The sequence below is a fragment of the Marinobacter nitratireducens genome (assembly GCF_000708045.1).
Taxonomy (GTDB): Bacteria; Pseudomonadota; Gammaproteobacteria; order Pseudomonadales; family Oleiphilaceae; genus Marinobacter; species Marinobacter nitratireducens.
In genome coordinates this window covers 44,002-61,580 of record NZ_ANIE01000010.1, presented here as the reverse complement: position 1 = coordinate 61,580, position 17,579 = coordinate 44,002, and the positions used below count along the sequence as shown (strand labels likewise).

Here is a 17,579-nt window from a genome sequence, read left to right as displayed (position 1 = left end):
CTGGGTAACAAGAAGCCGCCGCGTAAAACCGGCGGCTTTTTTTATGATATTCTCACCCGCCTGAGAAATTGTGAGCGGAAATTATGCCCTTGCCCAAACGCGTTGTTCTGGTAGGCCCGATGGGGGCCGGAAAAAGTACGATCGGTCGAATGCTTGCCAAGGAGTTGGGCTACCGGTTTCTGGATTCTGATCGCATCATTGAAGACCGTTGTGGTGCAAATATCCCCTGGATCTTCGATGTTGAGGGGGAAGAGGGGTTTCGTCAGCGAGAAACCGCTATGCTGGATGAGTTGTCTCTGGAGGAGCGCACCGTACTGGCAACCGGCGGCGGTGCCGTTATGAAGCCTGAGAACCATTCGTTGTTAAAGAAAGACGCCGTGGTGATTTACCTCAAGACGTCTCTTGAGCAACAAGTGGAACGAACCCGGAAGGACCGGAACCGGCCGCTGCTGCAAAACGATGATCCGGTTGGTGTTTTGACGAGATTGTTCAAGATTCGGGATCCTCTGTACAAAAAGTTGGCGGACATCGTCATGCACACAGATCGCAAGAGCCCGAGGCTGGTGGTTCGTCAGCTCGTTAACAAGATTAACCCAAGGACCCCCAGGCAACGGCGGCAAATGCGAAAGGAAGGACGGAGTCATGTCTAAGATACGCCACGAGCTAACCGTTGATCTCGGCGATCGTAGTTATCCGATTATTATTGGGCAGGGGATGCTTGGCAGCTATGACCTGTCACCGTATGTCGCCGGTTCTCAGGTTATGATTGTGACCAACGAGACGGTCGCGCCTCTGTATCTTGAACAGGCGGTTTCATGTTTTCCGGGAAAAACTGTTGATTCAGTGGTGTTGCCGGATGGTGAGCGATACAAAGACTGGGAGACGCTCAATCTCATTTTTGATGCGTTGTTGGAGAAGCGGCATACCCGGAAAACGACGCTAGTGGCGCTGGGTGGTGGCGTTGTCGGTGATATGACGGGGTTTGCCGCTTCCTGTTACCAGCGGGGTGTCCCGTTCATTCAGATCCCGACAACATTGCTTTCCCAGGTCGATTCCTCTGTGGGCGGAAAAACCGGTATAAATCATCCGCTTGGGAAAAACATGATCGGAGCGTTTCATCAGCCCGAGGCGGTCCTTATTGATACGGATAGCCTGTTGACGCTCCCTTCCCGAGAAGTGTCTGCGGGGCTTGCCGAGGTCATCAAGTACGGCCTGATACGCGATACCGAGTTCCTTGGCTGGCTGGAGGAGAGTGTCGATGACCTTGTTGCCAGAAAGCCAGGAGCTCTCGCTGAGGCGATTTTCCGCTCTTGCCTCTGTAAGGCTGAGGTGGTGGCTCTCGACGAGCGGGAGGGAGGGATTCGAGCCATTCTGAATCTCGGGCATACCTTCGGGCATGCTATCGAAACCTTCGCAGGTTATGGCAACTGGTTGCATGGTGAGGCCGTAGGAGCTGGCATGGTTATGGCGGCTGACCTCTCCGTTCGTGAGGGGATGATTGCGGCAGAGAAATTGCAACAGGTCAGAGTGTTGATCGGTCGGGCTGGTTTGCCTGAGGCGCCTCCGATTGGAATGGGCGCCGATGATTTCCTTAACCTCATGGCGGTTGACAAGAAAAATGTCGACGGCAGGCTGAGGCTGGTACTGCTCAAGTCTCTGGGTAATGCTATCGTTACCGACAAAGCTGATCCAGAAAACCTGGACAAGACCCTGACGTCTTTTTGTCGGCTGCAATGAGCAGATAGCCTTTGCCGATATGATAAACAATGGTAAGTGCGTGTGACGGATGAGCCCCTGAACAGTCTGGATAGCGGCGGCTTGTTTCCCAGGCTGCAGCAGCGTTACGGATTGCGTTCAAATCCGCTGGAAATGGAAGCGCCGTTTTTTCCGGATGCCATGCGCCAGCATGCACTCGAATCTTTGCGTCACCTTTGCGGTTTTGGCGACCTGGCTCTTCTTCTGACAGGTGCACCCGGAGCCGGTAAAACCCGTTTGCTTGCTGAGCTGGTCCGGAGTGAGTCGTCCCGACTGGATTTTCATCGCGTTCCGTCTGCTGCGCTGACCAGCGCGCAGGCACTTGCCCGGTATTTGGGTTCTCTTGCCCGCACCGCTATTGGGGAGCCTGCCAGTGCGCGGGATGCCGTCTATCGTTTCTTTCGCTGGACCGAGGCTCAGGCGCGGAAAGGGCGGCGCCAAGTTCTTTTGATTGACGACGGGGATCGTGCACCTGCTGAGGTCCTGCGCTTGATACTCGCCGCGTTTCTTGCGGCTGAAAAAGGCTCTGCCGCTGTTCCTGTTTTTTCTGGAACAGACGAGCTCGTAAAGGCCTTAGGGGGTGACGAGAGTTCAGCGAATGTTCACCAGATACATCTGCCGCCTTTAACCGAGAAAGACGTTTTTGCATTCCTTGAGCCAAGGGTCCATCAGGCTGGAGGGAAGGCAAGCCAGTTGTTGAGTGCCGGAAAACTTTCCCGTATCCGTGACCTGGGGCAGGGCACATTTTCGGGGGTGAAGCGCGTTACGCCGAGCGTCTGGCTCGATATGGTTCCCAGGCATGCCGGTGCGAAAGTATCGACCCCGTTATCGCTGTTGTCGAAAAGCAAGTGGCCTGTGGCTGCGCTTGTCCTTTTGGGGCTCTCGTGGATGTTTGTGGCCAGGCAATATGACAGCTCCATGGCCAACGAAGGTAGGGCTGTTGTTGTCAGCGAGCCCGTACGTAAAAGCGTGACGGTGGGGCCGGAAGCCATATCTGAAGCGGTTGCTAATCACGACGAGGTGCTTGAGGTCCGGTCTGAGGCGGACGTTATCGCCGCTGCGCCTGATGAGAGCGGGGCTCTTGATGTTGAGTCCAAAGAGCTCACTCTTACAGAGCCAGAGCCAGAGCCAGAGCCAGAGCCAGAGCCAGAGCCAGAGCCAGAGCCAGAGCCAGAGCCAGAGCCAGCTGAGGAGGTTCTGCAGTTCTCCCCGGCGGTGCCTGACAGGTTCCAGCCTGTTGCACAAATCCGGGGCGATAACCGATGGACAATTCAGGTCATTGCCGGAAAGCTCGAAAACACAGCCGTCAATGTTCTTGAACGCTATCCTGAGTTGGCTGGCCTTGTGTATACAAGGGGCGAGCGTAAAGGTGAGGACTGGTTTATGGTACTCTATGGCTCGTTCCCAACCAAGGCCGCTGCTGCTGAGGCGGTCTCGGGGTTGCCCGATAAAATCAGGGAGCGGGGAGTGTGGGTTCGCTCTACCGCAGGGCTGTGATTTTCCCAAATTTTGAAATAAGTTGTTGTTCTATAAGTTTTTGGCCGCTTATTTGCGTGCTTAGCCTGCCAAAGTAATACCGCTTCGATTTGAGTACGTATTTCTACGTGTGTAAAATAGCCAGCCCCCATTTTCAGTGTCAGAGGGTGCTGGGTCGGCTTGAGGCCGGATAACCCTCTGATTGAAAAGCATTTCTACGCGAGAGAACGCTTATGATGACAGGTTTGTATCATCCCGACGAGTTCAGGGACAACTGTGGATTCGGTCTGATTGCCCACATGAAGGGCGAGGCCAGCCACAAATTGTTGCAAACTGCCATCGAGTCGCTGACCTGCATGACCCACCGAGGTGGTATCGCTGCAGACGGAAAGACCGGCGATGGTTGTGGCCTGCTGATTCAGAGCCCGGATGCCTTTTTGCGAAAGGCCGCGAAGGCAGCATTCGGCAAGGAGCCCGGAGAACTGTTTGCTGTTGGCCAGGTTTTCCTGAACCCGGATGAAAACAAGGCGGCGGCCGGTCGGGCTGCTATTGAGAAACGCCTGACCGATGAAGGTCTGGAAATCTTGGGCTGGCGTGAAGTCCCGGTAGACGACAGCTGCCTGGGGCCCATGGCACTCGACTGCCTGCCGCGTATCGAGCAGGTTTTCGTTGTTCCTGCCGGCAAGGCCGAAAAAGAATTTGCGATCAGTCTGTTCGTAGGCCGACGTCACGCTGAGCGTGATATGGCGGACGATTCCGAGTTCTATATCTGTAGTCTGTCTCACCGCACACTGGCCTATAAGGGTCTGATGATGCCGGCCGACCTTGCGAATTTCTACAAGGATCTGGGTGACCCCGATCTGCAGACGGCTATTTGCGTGTTCCACCAGCGCTTTTCCACCAACACGATGCCCCGCTGGCCCCTGGCGCAGCCGTTCCGCTACCTCGCGCACAACGGTGAGATTAACACCATCGATGGTAACCGGAACTGGGCGATTGCCCGGGCGGCCAAGTTTAGCTCACCGGATCTGCCAGACCTGCAAACCTTGCAGCCGCTGGTGAACCTCACCGGTTCCGACTCTTCAAGCATGGATAACATGCTGGAAATTCTGCTGGCTGGCGGTGTTGATCTGTTCCGTGCGGTGCGGATGATGATTCCGCCTGCGTGGCAGAACGTGGACAGCATGGATTCCGAACTGCGTGCCTTCTACGAGTACAACTCCATGCACATGGAGCCGTGGGATGGCCCGGCCGGGCTGGTAATGTCCGACGGCCGCTATGCGGTCTGCATGCTTGATCGAAACGGTCTGCGTCCGGCTCGCTGGGTTATTACCAAGGATGATTTCATCACGCTGGCATCCGAGATCGGCACCTATGGCTATGAGCCTGATGATGTGGTTGCCAAGGGCCGTGTCGGGCCCGGTCAGATGCTGGCGATCGATACCGAGTCCGGTGAAGTGCTGCACACCAAGGACGTGGATCAACGCTTGAAGTCGTCCCAGCCATACAAGCGCTGGTTGCGTGAAAACGCCCTCAGGGTTGAAACCACGCTCAATCAGGATACCCCGGAATTCAAGCTGATGGATTCTGAGGAGCTGCTGGTGCACCAGAAGATGTTCATGGTGTCCTTTGAAGAGCGGGACCAAGTGTTGCGTCCCCTGGCCGAAAACGGCCAGGAAGCTGTTGGTTCCATGGGGGACGATACACCGATGGCCGTTCTGTCCAGCAGGGTCCGGCACGTTGCGGACTACTTCCGCCAGAAATTCGCCCAGGTGACAAACCCAGCGATTGATCCGCTTCGTGAGTCGATCGTTATGTCCCTGGAGACCTGTCTGGGGGCCGAGCGCAACGTCTTTGAAGAGACCGCTGAACATGCAGACCGGATTATCCTGACTACGCCGGTACTGTCGCCTGCGAAATTCCTTCGCATCGCAAACAACGAGCGCCCCGGATTTGAAGTCGCCCGTATCAGCATGAGCTATCGTCCGGAAGAGGGGCTGGAACAGGCAGTTCGCCGTGTTTGTGCCGAGGCTGAACAGGCGGTTCGGGACAACAAGGTTCTGTTGATCCTCACCGATAAGGATCTCAAGGAAGGCGAACTGCCGGTCAATGCCATGATGGCCACCGGTGCTGTGCACCATCATCTGGTTGCGGTCGGTCTGCGTTGTGACTCCAACATCATTGTCGAAACCGGCTGGGCCCGTGACCCGCACCACTTCGCGGTCCTGTTTGGTTTTGGTGCTACCGCAGTGTATCCGTACCTTGCCTATCAGGTGCTCAATGACCTGATTCGTACTGGCGAAGTGTTGATGGATCCGATTGAAGCGAAGAACAACTATCGCAAGGGTATCAACAAGGGGCTGCTCAAGATTCTCTCCAAGATGGGCATCTCGACCATCACGTCTTACCGTGGTGCTCAGCTGTTTGAGGCTATTGGTCTGGCAGACGAAGTGGCGGATCTGTGCTTCAAGGGTGTGCCGTGTCGCATCCAGGGCGCTGATTTCTATGACTTCCAGCAGGACCAGGAGCAGCTCGCGAACGTTGCCTGGAAACCGCGTAAGCCGATCAGTCAGGGTGGTCTGCTGAAGTATGTGCATGGGCAGGAATACCATGCATTCAACCCGGATGTTGTTGGCAAGCTTCAGGATGCCGTGATCTCCGGCGACTATGGGCATTATCAGGAGTACGCCGGGCTGGTAAACGAGCGGCCGGTGGCGACTCTGCGTGACCTGATCGGGTTCCGTAAAGACATTACGCCGATTGATATCTCTGAAGTTGAGCCGGTGGAGAATATTTTCCCGCGCTTTGACTCCGCCGCAATGTCTCTCGGCGCGCTGTCCCCTGAGGCTCACGAAGCACTGGCTGTTGCCATGAATACCCTCGGCGGTCGTTCAAACTCCGGTGAGGGCGGCGAAGATGCCGCGCGCTACGGCACGAACAAACGCTCCAAGATCAAGCAGGTGGCTTCTGGCCGTTTCGGCGTGACCGCGGAATACCTGCGCAGCGCTGATGTCATGCAGATCAAGGTTGCACAGGGTGCCAAGCCGGGTGAGGGCGGCCAGCTGCCCGGCGGTAAGGTTAATGATCTGATTGCACGCCTGCGGTACTCGGTGCCGGGTGTGACGCTGATCTCGCCGCCACCGCACCACGACATCTACTCCATCGAGGATCTGGCCCAGCTGATTTTCGATCTGAAGCAGGTGAATCCAAAGGCACTGGTTTCTGTAAAACTGGTTTCTGAGCCGGGCGTTGGCACTATCGCTGCGGGTGTGGCCAAGGCCTATGCCGATCTGATCACGGTTTCCGGCTATGACGGCGGCACGGCAGCCAGCCCGCTGACGTCAATCCGCTACGCTGGCTCCCCCTGGGAGCTTGGGCTGACGGAAACCCAGCAGGCGCTTCGGGCTAACGACCTGCGTGGCAAGATTCGTCTGCAGACAGACGGTGGTATCAAAACCGGTCTGGATGTGGTCAAGGGGGCGATCCTCGGCGCGGAAAGCTTCGGCTTCGGCACCACGCCTATGGTGGCGCTGGGTTGTAAATACCTGCGTATCTGTCACCTGAACAACTGTGCAACCGGTGTCGCGACCCAGAACGACCATCTGCGTGAGGAGCACTTCAAGGGCACCGTCGAAATGGCGATGAACTTCTTCCGCTTTGTGGCGGAGGAAACCCGCGAATGGATGGCCCGTCTGGGTGTGCGCTCCATGGAAGAGCTGGTTGGTCGTGTCGATTTGCTGGAACGTCTTCCTGGCGATACCGAGCGTCAGAAGAAGCTGGATCTCACTCGGTTGTTGTCTAATGACCACATTCCGGCCGACAAGCCTCAAACCTGCCAGGTCGAGCGCAACCACCCGTTTGATCAGGGAACCCTGGCTGAACAGATGGTGAAGGATACCGCGGCGGCGATTGCCGAGAAGAGTGGTGGCGCCTGGACCTACAAGGTCACGAACTGTGACCGCTCCATTGGTGCCCGCTTGTCCGGTGAAATTGCTGCCAAGCACGGCAATCAGGGAATGTCCGACGCCCCGATTACCCTTGATCTCACCGGCACTGCCGGGCAGAGCTTTGGTGTCTGGAACGTCTCCGGCCTGAACCTGGTGCTCGAAGGCGATGCCAACGACTACGTGGGCAAAGGGATGACCGGTGGCAAACTGGTCGTTAAGCCGCCCCGTGGCAGCTCCTTCAAGACCAACGAGACGTCCATTGTCGGTAACACCTGCCTGTACGGTGCCACCGGCGGCAAACTGTTTGCCGCGGGAACCGCGGGTGAGCGTTTCGCGGTCCGCAACTCCGGTGCCCACGCTGTTGTCGAGGGCGCTGGCGATCACTGCTGTGAGTACATGACCGGTGGTCTGGTGACTGTTCTCGGTAACACCGGGCACAACTTTGGTGCCGGTATGACGGGTGGTTTCGCCTACGTCATGGATTTGCACAACACCTTCGTGGACAAGTACAACCACGAGTTGGTGGAGATCCAGCGGATTTCCAGTGAGGACATGGAATCCTACCGTAACCACCTGCGTGGTGTGATTCGCGAGCATATCTCCGAAACCGGCAGTGAGTGGGCTGAGCACATTCTTGAGAATTTCGACGATTACATCGGCCGTTTCTGGCTGGTTAAACCCAAGGCTGCCAATCTCCGTAGCCTGCTGGCCAGTACCCGGGCGCGTCCTGAATAACAAGCCGGGTGAACAGGGTTCGGAGTGGGTGCGCCAAGGCGGCCCACTCCTGTCGAAATTGAGCTGATGAGAGCATCATGATGAAAGAACGACTGAGTAACGACTTCCAGTTTGTCGAAGTTGGACGAATCGATCCGAAGAAGGTACCGGCCAACAAGCGAAAGAAAGAATTTGGTGAGATCTACCATCCGTTTACAGCGGATAACGCCGGTTCCCAGGCACACCGTTGTCTGGCCTGCGGTAACCCCTACTGCGAGTGGAAGTGCCCGGTTCACAATTACATTCCGAACTGGCTGAAACTGGTGTCAGAGGGCAATGTGATGAAGGCGGTCGAGCTGTGCCACCAGACCAACTCACTGCCCGAGGTTTGTGGCCGCGTATGCCCCCAGGATCGCCTGTGCGAGGGTGCCTGTACCCTGAATGATGGCTACGGTGCGGTCACCATCGGTTCGGTTGAGAAGTACATCACCGATACCGCCTTCGCGCTCGGCTGGAAGCCGGATATGTCTGCCGTAAGATGGACGGACAAAAAAGTTGCGGTGATCGGTGCTGGCCCTGCGGGTCTTGGTTGTGCCGATATTCTCGTGCGCAATGGCGTTAAGCCGGTTGTGTTTGACCGCTACCCGGAGATTGGTGGTCTGCTGACTTTCGGCATCCCCGAGTTCAAGCTTGAGAAATCCGTTATGTCACGCCGTCGCCAAGTGTTCGAAGAGATGGGCGTGGAGTTCCGTCTTTCCACCGAGGTGGGCTCAGACGTCATGCTGCAGGACATCATTGACGAGTACGATGCGGTGTTCATGGGCATGGGAACCTATACCTACATGAAGGGCGGTTTCCCGGGTGAAAACCTGCCAGGGGTATACGACGCTCTGCCGTTCCTGATTTCCAACGTGAACCGTCGTCTCGGCTTTGAGAAAGACGAGGCGGACTTTATCGATATGAAGGGACAGCGCGTTGTGGTTCTTGGCGGTGGTGACACTGCAATGGACTGTAACCGTACCTCCATTCGCCAGCAGGCAGAGAGTGTCACCTGTGCCTATCGCCGGGATGAGGCCAATATGCCGGGTTCACGTCGGGAAGTGGCTAATGCCAAGGAAGAGGGTGTCAAGTTCCTGTTCAACCGTCAGCCGATCGCCATCATCGGCGAAGATCGCGTTGAGGGCGTTAAGGTGGTTTCTACCCAACTGGGTGAGCCCGATGAAAATGGCCGCCGTCGTCCGGAAGTGGTTGCGGGCAGTGAGGAAGTCATCCCGGCAGACGCAGTTCTGGTCGCCTTCGGCTTCCGTCCGAGTCCGGCGGACTGGTTCGACGAGCTCAAGGTTAATACCGACGATTCAGGCCGTGTGACCGCGCCGGAAGAAGCGGAATACGCGTTCCAGACCAGCAACCCGAAAATTTTTGCCGGTGGCGATATGGTCCGCGGCTCTGATCTGGTCGTAACGGCCATCTGGGAGGGCCGCCAGGCTGCCGAAGGCATCCTGGACTACCTGGATATCTGATCCCGGGCTTGATCCCGATCAGAAGGGCGGCTTCCTAAGGGTATGCCGCCCTTTTTTATTGTCACAAACGGGGTATCATTGCTCCCCAATTGTAGATCACCATTCACCGACTGAGATCGTTGGAATCCCTATGACCGAGTTGAAGAACGACCGCTTCCTGCGCGCCCTGATGCGCCAGCCCGTTGACCGCACCCCGGTATGGATGATGCGCCAGGCTGGCCGCTACCTCCCGGAATATCGGGCCACACGGGCCAAGGCCGGCGACTTCCTCAGTCTGTGCAAGAACACGCCGCTGGCGTGTGAGGTGACCCTTCAGCCGCTGGAGCGTTTCCCGCTTGATGCCGCGATCCTGTTCTCCGATATCTTGACCATTCCGGATGCCCTCGGGCTGGGCCTCTACTTTGAGACCGGTGAAGGACCGAAGTTCAAGAACGTGATTCGCTCTGCCGCCGACGTGGCCGCGCTGCCCAAGATGAACGCGGAAACGGACCTGGATTACGTGATGAACGCCGTGTCCACCATTCGTCGTGAGCTTAATGGCCGCGTGCCACTGATCGGTTTCTCCGGTAGCCCCTGGACACTGGCCACCTACATGATCGAAGGTGGATCCTCAAAAGACTTCCGTGAAGCCAAGAAGCTGATGTACGGGCAACCTGAGGTTATGCATCAGCTGCTTGATCATCTCGCAGATTCGGTCATTGATTACTTGAATGGTCAGATCAAGGCCGGTGCGCAGGCGGTTCAGATCTTCGATACCTGGGGTGGTGTGCTCAGTAGCTGGGCATACGAAGAGTTCTCGCTGCGCTATATGAAGAAAATTGTCGCTGGCTTGATCCGGGAGCATGACGGCCAGACCATCCCGGTTATCCTGTTCACCAAGAACGGCGGCCAGTGGTTGGAAGCAATCGCCGATTCCGGCGCCGATGCCGTCGGCCTGGACTGGACCACCGATATCGGCAATGCCCGCGCGAGGGTCGGCGATCGGGTAGCCCTTCAGGGCAATATGGACCCGGCAATGCTGTATGCGCCGAAAGAGCGTATTCGTGACGAAGTGGCTGACATCCTGCGTCGCTTCGGTAACGGAACCGGGCATATCTTTAACCTCGGACATGGTATTACGCCGGACGTGGATCCGGAGCATGCGCGGGCGTTTATTGAGGCTGTGGTGGAGTTGAGTCCCGCTTATCACCAGTGAGTTCTGGTGGATGTTGTATCCTGTCAGGTCTATAGTCACGTTAAACAAGACCGGTAAACAGGAGTAACCACTTGACCGCCAAGTCGTCTGAAAAGCGTCGATTTCATCGCATCGAGTTCGATGCACCATGCGAGCTGCACTGTCTCGACCGCGTGTGGACCACGGAAGTGCTCGATATCTCGTTGAAAGGCGTTCTGGTTAAGCGTCCGGAAGGCTGGGATGTGCCATTAAAGCAGCCCAGTGAGGTGATTATTCATCTTAACGATCACGAGGTGGCGATTGTTATGGCGGTGGAGTTACGCCACATTGAGGAGCATCGGTTGGGGTTCAAATGCCAGTACATTGATCTGGAGAGTGCGACCCATCTCAAGCGTCTTGTTGAACTGAATCTTGGGGATCAAGCGTTACTAGAGCGTGAATTTGCGCATTTGATTGATTGAGCGGGCAGGCCCCCTAACTGTTTCGTAGGTGATGCTGGCTGAGTTCACTTCCAAAAACCGCTACAAGCACATCCATGTGCGCTTGTTTACGGCCATCCCTGGCCTTCAACATTTTTGGAAGTGAACTCAGCCAGCATCACCGTAAACTCGAATGAACGCGGCCTTATAGATCCTCAAGAGCCGTAAGAGCCTCACTCAGCTTTGTCACAGGAATCACTTTCATCCCCTCAATCGCCTTTCGTGGCGCGTTAGCCTTCGGAACGAGAGCCCGGGTAAAACCATGCTTTGCGGCTTCGTAAATCCTTTCCTGCCCACTGGGTACCGGCCGAATTTCTCCGGACAGTCCAACCTCGCCGAAGATCACCAGGTCCTGCGGTAGTGCCCGATCCCTGAATGACGATACGATTGAGGCCAGGAGGGCAAGGTCGGCACTTGTCTCGGCAACCTTCACGCCGCCAACCACGTTCACAAAGACATCCTGATCCGCCACATGCATGCCACCATGACGGTGCAGCACCGCCAAAAGCATCGCAAGACGGTTCTGATCCAGGCCAACGGCTACCCGGCGCGGATAGCTACCCTGGGCCATGTCCACCAAGGCCTGGATTTCCACGAGCATCGGGCGAGTGCCTTCCCAGACCACCATAACCACACTGCCTGGGGCGGCTTCTTCGCCCCGGTTAAGGAAAATGGCACTGGGGTTTTTAACTTCCTTCAGCCCTTGCTCCACCATGGCGAAAACGCCGAGTTCATTCACGGCACCGAAGCGGTTCTTAATCCCTCGGAGGGTCCGGTATCGGCTATCGCTGGACCCTTCCAGCAGGATCGAGCAGTCGATCATATGCTCCAGTACCTTCGGGCCTGCAAGGCTGCCATCTTTGGTGACGTGGCCGACCAGGAACAGGATGGTGCCTGTCTGCTTGGCGAAGCGGGTGAGAAATGCAGCACTCTCGCGGACCTGGGAAACTGAGCCCGGGGCAGATTCAATATCCGACACATGCATGACCTGAATACTGTCGACCACCAGGATTCTCGGCCTCTCTGATTCCGCCACCTGCATGACACGTTCAACACTGGTTTCGGAAAGCATCTTCAGGTCTCTCGTGGGTAAACCCAGGCGTTTGGCCCGCATGGCGACTTGTTGCAGAGATTCCTCACCGGTCACATAAAGAGCTGGAGTGCTGGCGGCGAGGTGGCACACAGCTTGAAGCAATAGCGTACTCTTGCCCGCACCAGGGTGCCCCCCCATCAGGACGGCTGATCCCTCCACCAGACCTCCGCCAAGAACCCGGTCAAACTCCTGCATGCCGGTACTGATTCGCGGCTGTTCGGCCAGGCTGACGTCGTCCAGGCTCTGCACCTCGGCCAGGCTGCCTGCGAAGCCCTCAAATCGGGCACCACGGGCGCCTTTGGCGTTGCCGCTGATGCCGCGCACCTCGCTGACGGTGTTCCACGCCTGGCAGGCTGTACATTGCCCCTGCCATTTGGAGTAATCAGCACCGCATTCGGTACAAACAAACGCCGTTTTTGCTTTTGCCATAGGGATAAGACATGTCCGGGTGGAGGGGAAAGAAGGGCCAGCCTTACGACCGGGCTGGCCCTGTCCGGCTTACGCCAGTTTCTTGTACTTCATGCGCTGCGGCACCATAGCGGAGTCGCCTTTGCGCTTCTTGTGGTCTTCATCGTATTCGCTGAAGTTGCCTTCGAAGTACACGACGTCGCCATCATCCTCGAACGCCAGAATGTGGGTTGCGACCCGGTCAAGGAACCAGCGGTCGTGCGAAATCACCAGTGCAGCACCCGGGAAGTTCAGCAAGGCTTCTTCCAGGGCTCGCAGGGTTTCCACGTCGAGGTCGTTGGTTGGTTCGTCCAGCAGCAGAACGTTGCCGCCTTCTTTGAGAAGCTTGGCCAGATGCAAGCGGTTGCGTTCACCACCGGACAGGTCGCCAACGCGTTTCTGCTGGTCTGTGCCCTTGAAGTTGAAGCGGCCGACGTAGGCGCGAGATGGCGTCTCGTAGTTACCCACCTTGATGATATCCTGGCCGTCGCTCAGCTCTTCCCAGACGGTCTTGCTGCCGTCAAGGTCGCGCATTTGGTCAACGTAGGCCAGCTCAACGGTTTCACCGACGGTGATGGTGCCGGAGTCCGGCTGGTCCTTGCCGGCGATCATGCGGAACAGGGTAGATTTACCGGCACCGTTACCACCGATAATGCCGACGATGGCCCCCTGGGGAACGCGGAAGGATACGTCCTCGTACAGCAGGCGGTCGTCAAAGGACTTGCTGATGCCATCCACTTCGATGACCTTGTCGCCGAGGCGCGGTCCGGGCGGAATGTACAGCTCATTGGTTTCGTTCCGTTTCTGGAAGTCCTGGGAACTCATTTCCTCAAAGCGGGCGAGACGAGCCTTGCTCTTGGACTGGCGGCCCTTGGCGTTGGATCGTACCCATTCCAGCTCGTGCTTGACGGCTTTCTGGTGGGCGGCTTCCTGCTTGGCCTCCATCTCCAGGCGCTTTTCCTTGTTCTCCAGCCACTGACTGTAGTTGCCTTCGAACGGAATGCCCTGGCCACGGTCCAGTTCGAGGATCCAGCCGGCGACGTTGTCCAGGAAGTACCGGTCGTGGGTGATGGCAACCACGGTGCCAGTATAGTCGTGAAGGAAGCGCTCGAGCCAAGCGACGGACTCTGCGTCAAGGTGGTTGGTCGGCTCGTCGAGCAGCAGCATGTCCGGGCCGGAGAGCAGCAGGCGGCACAGGGCAACGCGGCGGCGCTCACCACCGGACAGGTTTTTGACCATCTGATCCCAGGCCGGGAGGCGGAGAGCATCGGCGGCCACTTCCATCTTGCGTTCGATGTCATGGCCATCGGTCGCCTGGATGTAGGCTTCCAGTTCACCCTGTTTCTTGGCCAATGCGTCGAAGTCGGCGTCGGGTTCGGCGTAAGCGGCGTACACCTTGTCCAGTTCGGCCAGGGCATCGTGGACGCCAGAGACGGCTTCGTCAACAACTTCCTTGACGGTTTTGGCGTCGTCCAGTTCGGGCTCCTGAGGCAGGTAGCCGACGTTGATGCCCGGCTGGGGCCGCGCTTCACCGATGTAATCCTGATCAACTCCCGCCATAATGCGCAGGAGGGTGGATTTACCTGAACCGTTCAGGCCGAGTACGCCGATCTTGGCGCCCGGGAAGAAGCTCAGGGAAATGTCCTTGAGGATTTCGCGTTTGGGCGGAACCACTTTGCCCACGCGGTTCATACTGTATACATACTGAGCCATAACTGGCGGCGTCCTCTGTTGTATTCGGAGGTAAAAAAGGGAACTCTTGGATTAGCCCCGTAAGGTAGCGAAACCAGCAGGCTATAGCAATTGAGCAGAAACCGGGATATGCCATATGGCGGTTTCTCCTGAGGCTCGTGGGGCGGTTTAGAGGATGATTTTTCACCCATTTGTGGGATAGAATAGCGGCCCAATTTTTCAGGGAGCCTGTGGTGACGTCCAGGGCTCTCCGGGCCAGCCAAGCACACAGGGGCACCGTATCCATGTTTAATCGTGAAATGAAAATCGCCGGCTTTGACGACGAACTCTGGAACGCCATGCAGGCGGAAGAGAAGCGCCAGGAAGCTCATATCGAGCTGATCGCTTCCGAGAACTACACCAGCCCGCGGGTTATGGAGGCACAGGGCAGCGTGCTGACCAACAAGTACGCCGAAGGTTATCCGGGTAAGCGTTACTACGGTGGTTGTGAGTTCGTGGATATCGCTGAGGAGCTGGCGATCGAGCGGGCTAAAGAGCTGTTTGGCGCGGCTTACGCCAACGTGCAGCCGCATTCGGGCTCGCAGGCAAACTCCGCGGTGTTCATGGCGTTGGTCAAGCCGGGTGACACCGTTCTTGGCATGAGCCTGGCCCACGGTGGTCACCTGACCCACGGCGCCAGCGTCAACTTCTCTGGCAAGATCTATAACGCCGTGCAGTATGGCCTGAACCCGGAAACTGGCCTGATCGACTACGATGAGGTGGAAGCACTGGCGGTTGAGCACAAGCCGAAGATGATTATTGCCGGTTTTTCCGCGTACTCCCAGGAGCTGGATTTTGCCCGTTTCCGCGAGATTGCCGATAAAGTGGGTGCTTACCTGTTTGTCGACATGGCCCACGTTGCCGGCCTGGTAGCCGCTGGCGTGTACCCGGACCCTGTTCCTCACGCTCATGTTGTTGCCACCACCACCCACAAGACCCTGCGCGGTCCCCGTGGCGGCCTGATCCTGGCATGTGACGATGAAGGCATTCAGAAGAAACTGAACTCCGCCGTATTCCCGGGCGGCCAGGGTGGCCCTCTGATGCATGTGATAGCGGCCAAGGCTGTATGCTTCAAGGAAGCCATGAGCGACGAATTCAAGGCCTACCAGAAGCAGGTGGTGAAGAACGCCGCTGCCATGGCTGAGGTGTTTGTGGCTCGCGGATACGACGTGGTTTCGGGCGGCACCAAGAACCATCTGTTCCTGGTTAGTCTTATCAAGCAGGATATCACGGGTAAGGATGCGGACGCCGCGCTTGGGCGTGCCCACATTACCGTCAACAAGAATGCCGTTCCGAACGATCCCAGATCCCCGTTCGTGACCTCCGGACTGCGTATTGGCACACCGGCGATCACCACTCGTGGATTCGGTGAGTCGGAAAGCCGTGATCTGGCGGGCTGGATCTGCGATATCCTCGACAACCTCGAAGACGATGCCATCAATGATCGTGTCCGTGAGCAGGTTGCGGCCCTGTGTGCCCGGTTCCCGGTATACGGTTAATCGCCTCGTAAGTCCCGTTGGCGAGGTCTGCGATCGTGCATCCCTCGCCAACTCTCTCCGGAGTCATTGACTATGCATTGTCCTTTCTGTGGTGAAGCAGATACCAAGGTGATCGATTCCCGGCTGGTTGCCGAGGGCGATCAGGTGCGTCGCCGCAGGGAGTGTCTGTCCTGTCACGAACGCTTTACCACGTTCGAGAGTGCTGAGCTGGTCATGCCTCGGGTGGTCAAGCAGGATGGCACGCGCCAGCCGTTTGATGAGGAAAAGCTGCGCTCCGGAATCATGAAGGCGCTGGAAAAGCGCCCGGTCAGCATTGAGGAAATCGATGCGGCGTTGAACCGGATCAAATATCGGCTGCGGGCAACCGGCGAGCGTGAAATCAAATCCATGCAGCTCGGAGAGGAAGTGATGACGGAACTGCGACAGCTCGACAAAGTCGCCTACGTGCGGTTTGCGTCGGTGTATCGCAGTTTTCAGGACATCAACGAGTTCAAGGAAGAAATCGAGCGACTTTCCGCCAACAGCGGTGAAAATGCTGTTGATGTTGCCAAGGCGCTGGCTGATAACCATTCATCGAAAGGAAAGTCATGATCACGGTCCGCGATCGGGCCATGATGGCGCGGGCGATTCAGCTTGCCTGGCGCGGCCAGTATTCAACACATCCGAATCCCAGGGTGGGGTGCGTGATCGCCCGTGGCGGAACCATCGTCGGAGAGGGTTGGCACGAGCGCGCCGGTGAGGCGCATGCGGAAGTTCGAGCGCTGAGTCAGGCGGGCCAGGATGCACGGGGCGCAACAGCCTATGTCACGCTTGAGCCGTGCAGTCACTTCGGCCGAACGCCGCCCTGTGCGAGAGCCCTGATCGACGCGGGAGTCACCCATGTTTTCGCTGCGACCACGGACCCCAACCCCTCGGTGTCCGGACGTGGTCTGGCCATGCTTCGTGATGCAGGTATCAAGGTCACCGAGGGGCTTCTGTCCGATGAAGCCGGGCAGTTGAATCCCGGTTTCATGAAACGCATGAAAACCGGCCGCCCCTGGGTTCGCCTGAAAATGGCGGCCAGCCTGGATGGACGTACCGCCATGGCTTCCGGTGAAAGTCAGTGGATAACCGGTGCCGATTCAAGGCGTGATGTGCAGCGGCTTCGGGCCATGAGTGATGCAATTCTGACCGGCGTTGGTACGGTGCTGGCTGACGACCCTTCGTTGACGGTTCGCCGGGAAGAGCTCGGAGATATCGGGGAATCTACCGAACCGTCCCGACAGCCCCTGCGGGTCATTGCAGACCGGGATGCCCGCACACCGACCGGGTCGAAGATTCTTCGGGGCGGCAACGTCCAGGTTTTTTGTGCGTCTTCAACCCTGGCGACTGCACCGGCGCAGGATCTGGCTGCTCTTGGGATCAGTCTGACCGGTGTGGCGTGGAAGGATAATGGCATCGATGTCGCAGAATTGCTCGATGCCCTTGGCGAACTCGGCATCAACGAGCTGTTGGTGGAAGCGGGGCCGACCCTGGCTGGAACGTTTATTAGCGAAGGCCTGGTTGACGAACTCTGGCTCTACCAGGCCCCGGTATTTCTCGGTAGCACCGGTCGACCGACGGCAAACCTGCCACTGGAAAGCATGGCAGATAAGGTACAATGGAAGGTGCTGGATCGACGTCAGGTGGGTGAGGATCAGAGGCTGATCCTGGCACGCCGGTAATCATTAAATTCACGGCCTGCCCTCATTGACTCCAGCAGGCA

Annotated in this window: 12 protein-coding genes; 10 read left to right on the top strand and 2 right to left on the bottom strand. The window is 57.4% G+C overall.

The window, feature by feature from the left end:
• The first annotated feature begins 83 nt into the window (after positions 1-83).
• From aroK to D777_RS16865, 7 genes are all read left to right on the top strand, one after another.
• Positions 84-650 carry a shikimate kinase AroK gene (aroK, locus tag D777_RS16895; RefSeq protein ID WP_036134705.1) on the top strand — a complete coding sequence of 189 codons (567 nt, stop codon included), beginning with the start codon at positions 84-86 and terminating at the stop codon, positions 648-650.
• Positions 643-1,737 carry a 3-dehydroquinate synthase gene (gene aroB, locus D777_RS16890; protein WP_036134703.1) on the top strand — a complete coding sequence of 365 codons (1,095 nt, stop codon included), beginning with the start codon at positions 643-645 and terminating at the stop codon, positions 1,735-1,737. The genes aroK and aroB overlap by 8 nt, the downstream gene beginning before the upstream one ends.
• Positions 1,738-1,779: 42 nt before the next feature.
• Positions 1,780-3,252 carry an ATP-binding protein gene (locus D777_RS16885; RefSeq protein WP_036134701.1) on the top strand — a complete coding sequence of 491 codons (1,473 nt, stop codon included), beginning with the start codon at positions 1,780-1,782 and terminating at the stop codon, positions 3,250-3,252.
• Positions 3,253-3,464: 212 nt separating this feature from the next.
• Positions 3,465-7,913, top strand: a complete 4,449-nt coding sequence (gltB, locus tag D777_RS16880; RefSeq protein WP_036134699.1) for a glutamate synthase large subunit — start codon at positions 3,465-3,467, stop codon at positions 7,911-7,913.
• A gap of 80 nt (positions 7,914-7,993) precedes the next feature.
• Positions 7,994-9,412 (top strand): FAD-dependent oxidoreductase, encoded by a 1,419-nt coding sequence (locus tag D777_RS16875; protein WP_036134969.1) that lies wholly within the window; start codon positions 7,994-7,996, stop codon positions 9,410-9,412.
• A gap of 130 nt (positions 9,413-9,542) precedes the next feature.
• Entirely contained in the window at positions 9,543-10,607 is a 1,065-nt protein-coding gene (gene hemE, locus D777_RS16870) for a uroporphyrinogen decarboxylase (protein ID WP_036134696.1), read from the top strand.
• Between the two features lie 71 nt (positions 10,608-10,678).
• Positions 10,679-11,047 carry a PilZ domain-containing protein gene (locus D777_RS16865; protein WP_036134693.1) on the top strand — a complete coding sequence of 123 codons (369 nt, stop codon included), beginning with the start codon at positions 10,679-10,681 and terminating at the stop codon, positions 11,045-11,047.
• A gap of 163 nt (positions 11,048-11,210) precedes the next feature.
• Here D777_RS16865 and radA read toward each other — a convergent pair whose 3' ends face one another.
• Together radA and ettA are read right to left on the bottom strand one after the other, a co-directional pair.
• A complete protein-coding gene (gene radA, locus D777_RS16860; RefSeq protein ID WP_036134691.1) occupies positions 11,211-12,587 on the bottom strand; it encodes a DNA repair protein RadA in 1,377 nt (458 codons plus the stop codon).
• A gap of 69 nt (positions 12,588-12,656) precedes the next feature.
• Entirely contained in the window at positions 12,657-14,318 is a 1,662-nt protein-coding gene (ettA, locus tag D777_RS16855; protein WP_036134689.1) for an energy-dependent translational throttle protein EttA, read from the bottom strand.
• A gap of 263 nt (positions 14,319-14,581) precedes the next feature.
• Here ettA and glyA point away from each other — a divergent pair, with 263 nt between their 5' ends.
• The 3 genes from glyA to ribD all read left to right on the top strand — a co-directional run bounded on the left by glyA (position 14,582) and on the right by ribD (position 17,538).
• Positions 14,582-15,835, top strand: coding sequence for a serine hydroxymethyltransferase (gene glyA, locus D777_RS16850; RefSeq protein WP_036134687.1), 1,254 nt, complete (start codon positions 14,582-14,584; stop codon positions 15,833-15,835).
• Between the two features lie 72 nt (positions 15,836-15,907).
• The gene (gene nrdR / locus D777_RS16845) at positions 15,908-16,426 is read left to right on the top strand and encodes a transcriptional regulator NrdR (protein ID WP_036134685.1); all 519 of its coding nucleotides are present in this window, start codon (positions 15,908-15,910) and stop codon (positions 16,424-16,426) included.
• A complete protein-coding gene (gene ribD / locus D777_RS16840) occupies positions 16,423-17,538 on the top strand; it encodes a bifunctional diaminohydroxyphosphoribosylaminopyrimidine deaminase/5-amino-6-(5-phosphoribosylamino)uracil reductase RibD (protein WP_036134683.1) in 1,116 nt (371 codons plus the stop codon). The genes nrdR and ribD overlap by 4 nt, the downstream gene beginning before the upstream one ends.
• Positions 17,539-17,579: the final 41 nt, after the last annotated feature.

Bases quoted from the DNA above. Each gene is read 5' to 3' on its own strand.
- aroK (WP_036134705.1), top strand. From the start codon at position 84: ATGCCCTTGCCCAAACGCGTTGTTCTGGTAGGCCCGATGGGGGCCGGA.
- aroB (WP_036134703.1), top strand. From the start codon at position 643: ATGTCTAAGATACGCCACGAGCTAACCGTTGATCTCGGCGATCGTAGT.
- gltB (WP_036134699.1), top strand. From the start codon at position 3,465: ATGATGACAGGTTTGTATCATCCCGACGAGTTCAGGGACAACTGTGGA.
- D777_RS16875 (WP_036134969.1), top strand. From the start codon at position 7,994: ATGAAAGAACGACTGAGTAACGACTTCCAGTTTGTCGAAGTTGGACGA.
- hemE (WP_036134696.1), top strand. From the start codon at position 9,543: ATGACCGAGTTGAAGAACGACCGCTTCCTGCGCGCCCTGATGCGCCAG.
- radA (WP_036134691.1), bottom strand. From the start codon at position 12,587: ATGGCAAAAGCAAAAACGGCGTTTGTTTGTACCGAATGCGGTGCTGAT.
- ettA (WP_036134689.1), bottom strand. From the start codon at position 14,318: ATGGCTCAGTATGTATACAGTATGAACCGCGTGGGCAAAGTGGTTCCG.
- glyA (WP_036134687.1), top strand. From the start codon at position 14,582: ATGTTTAATCGTGAAATGAAAATCGCCGGCTTTGACGACGAACTCTGG.
- nrdR (WP_036134685.1), top strand. From the start codon at position 15,908: ATGCATTGTCCTTTCTGTGGTGAAGCAGATACCAAGGTGATCGATTCC.
- ribD (WP_036134683.1), top strand. From the start codon at position 16,423: ATGATCACGGTCCGCGATCGGGCCATGATGGCGCGGGCGATTCAGCTT.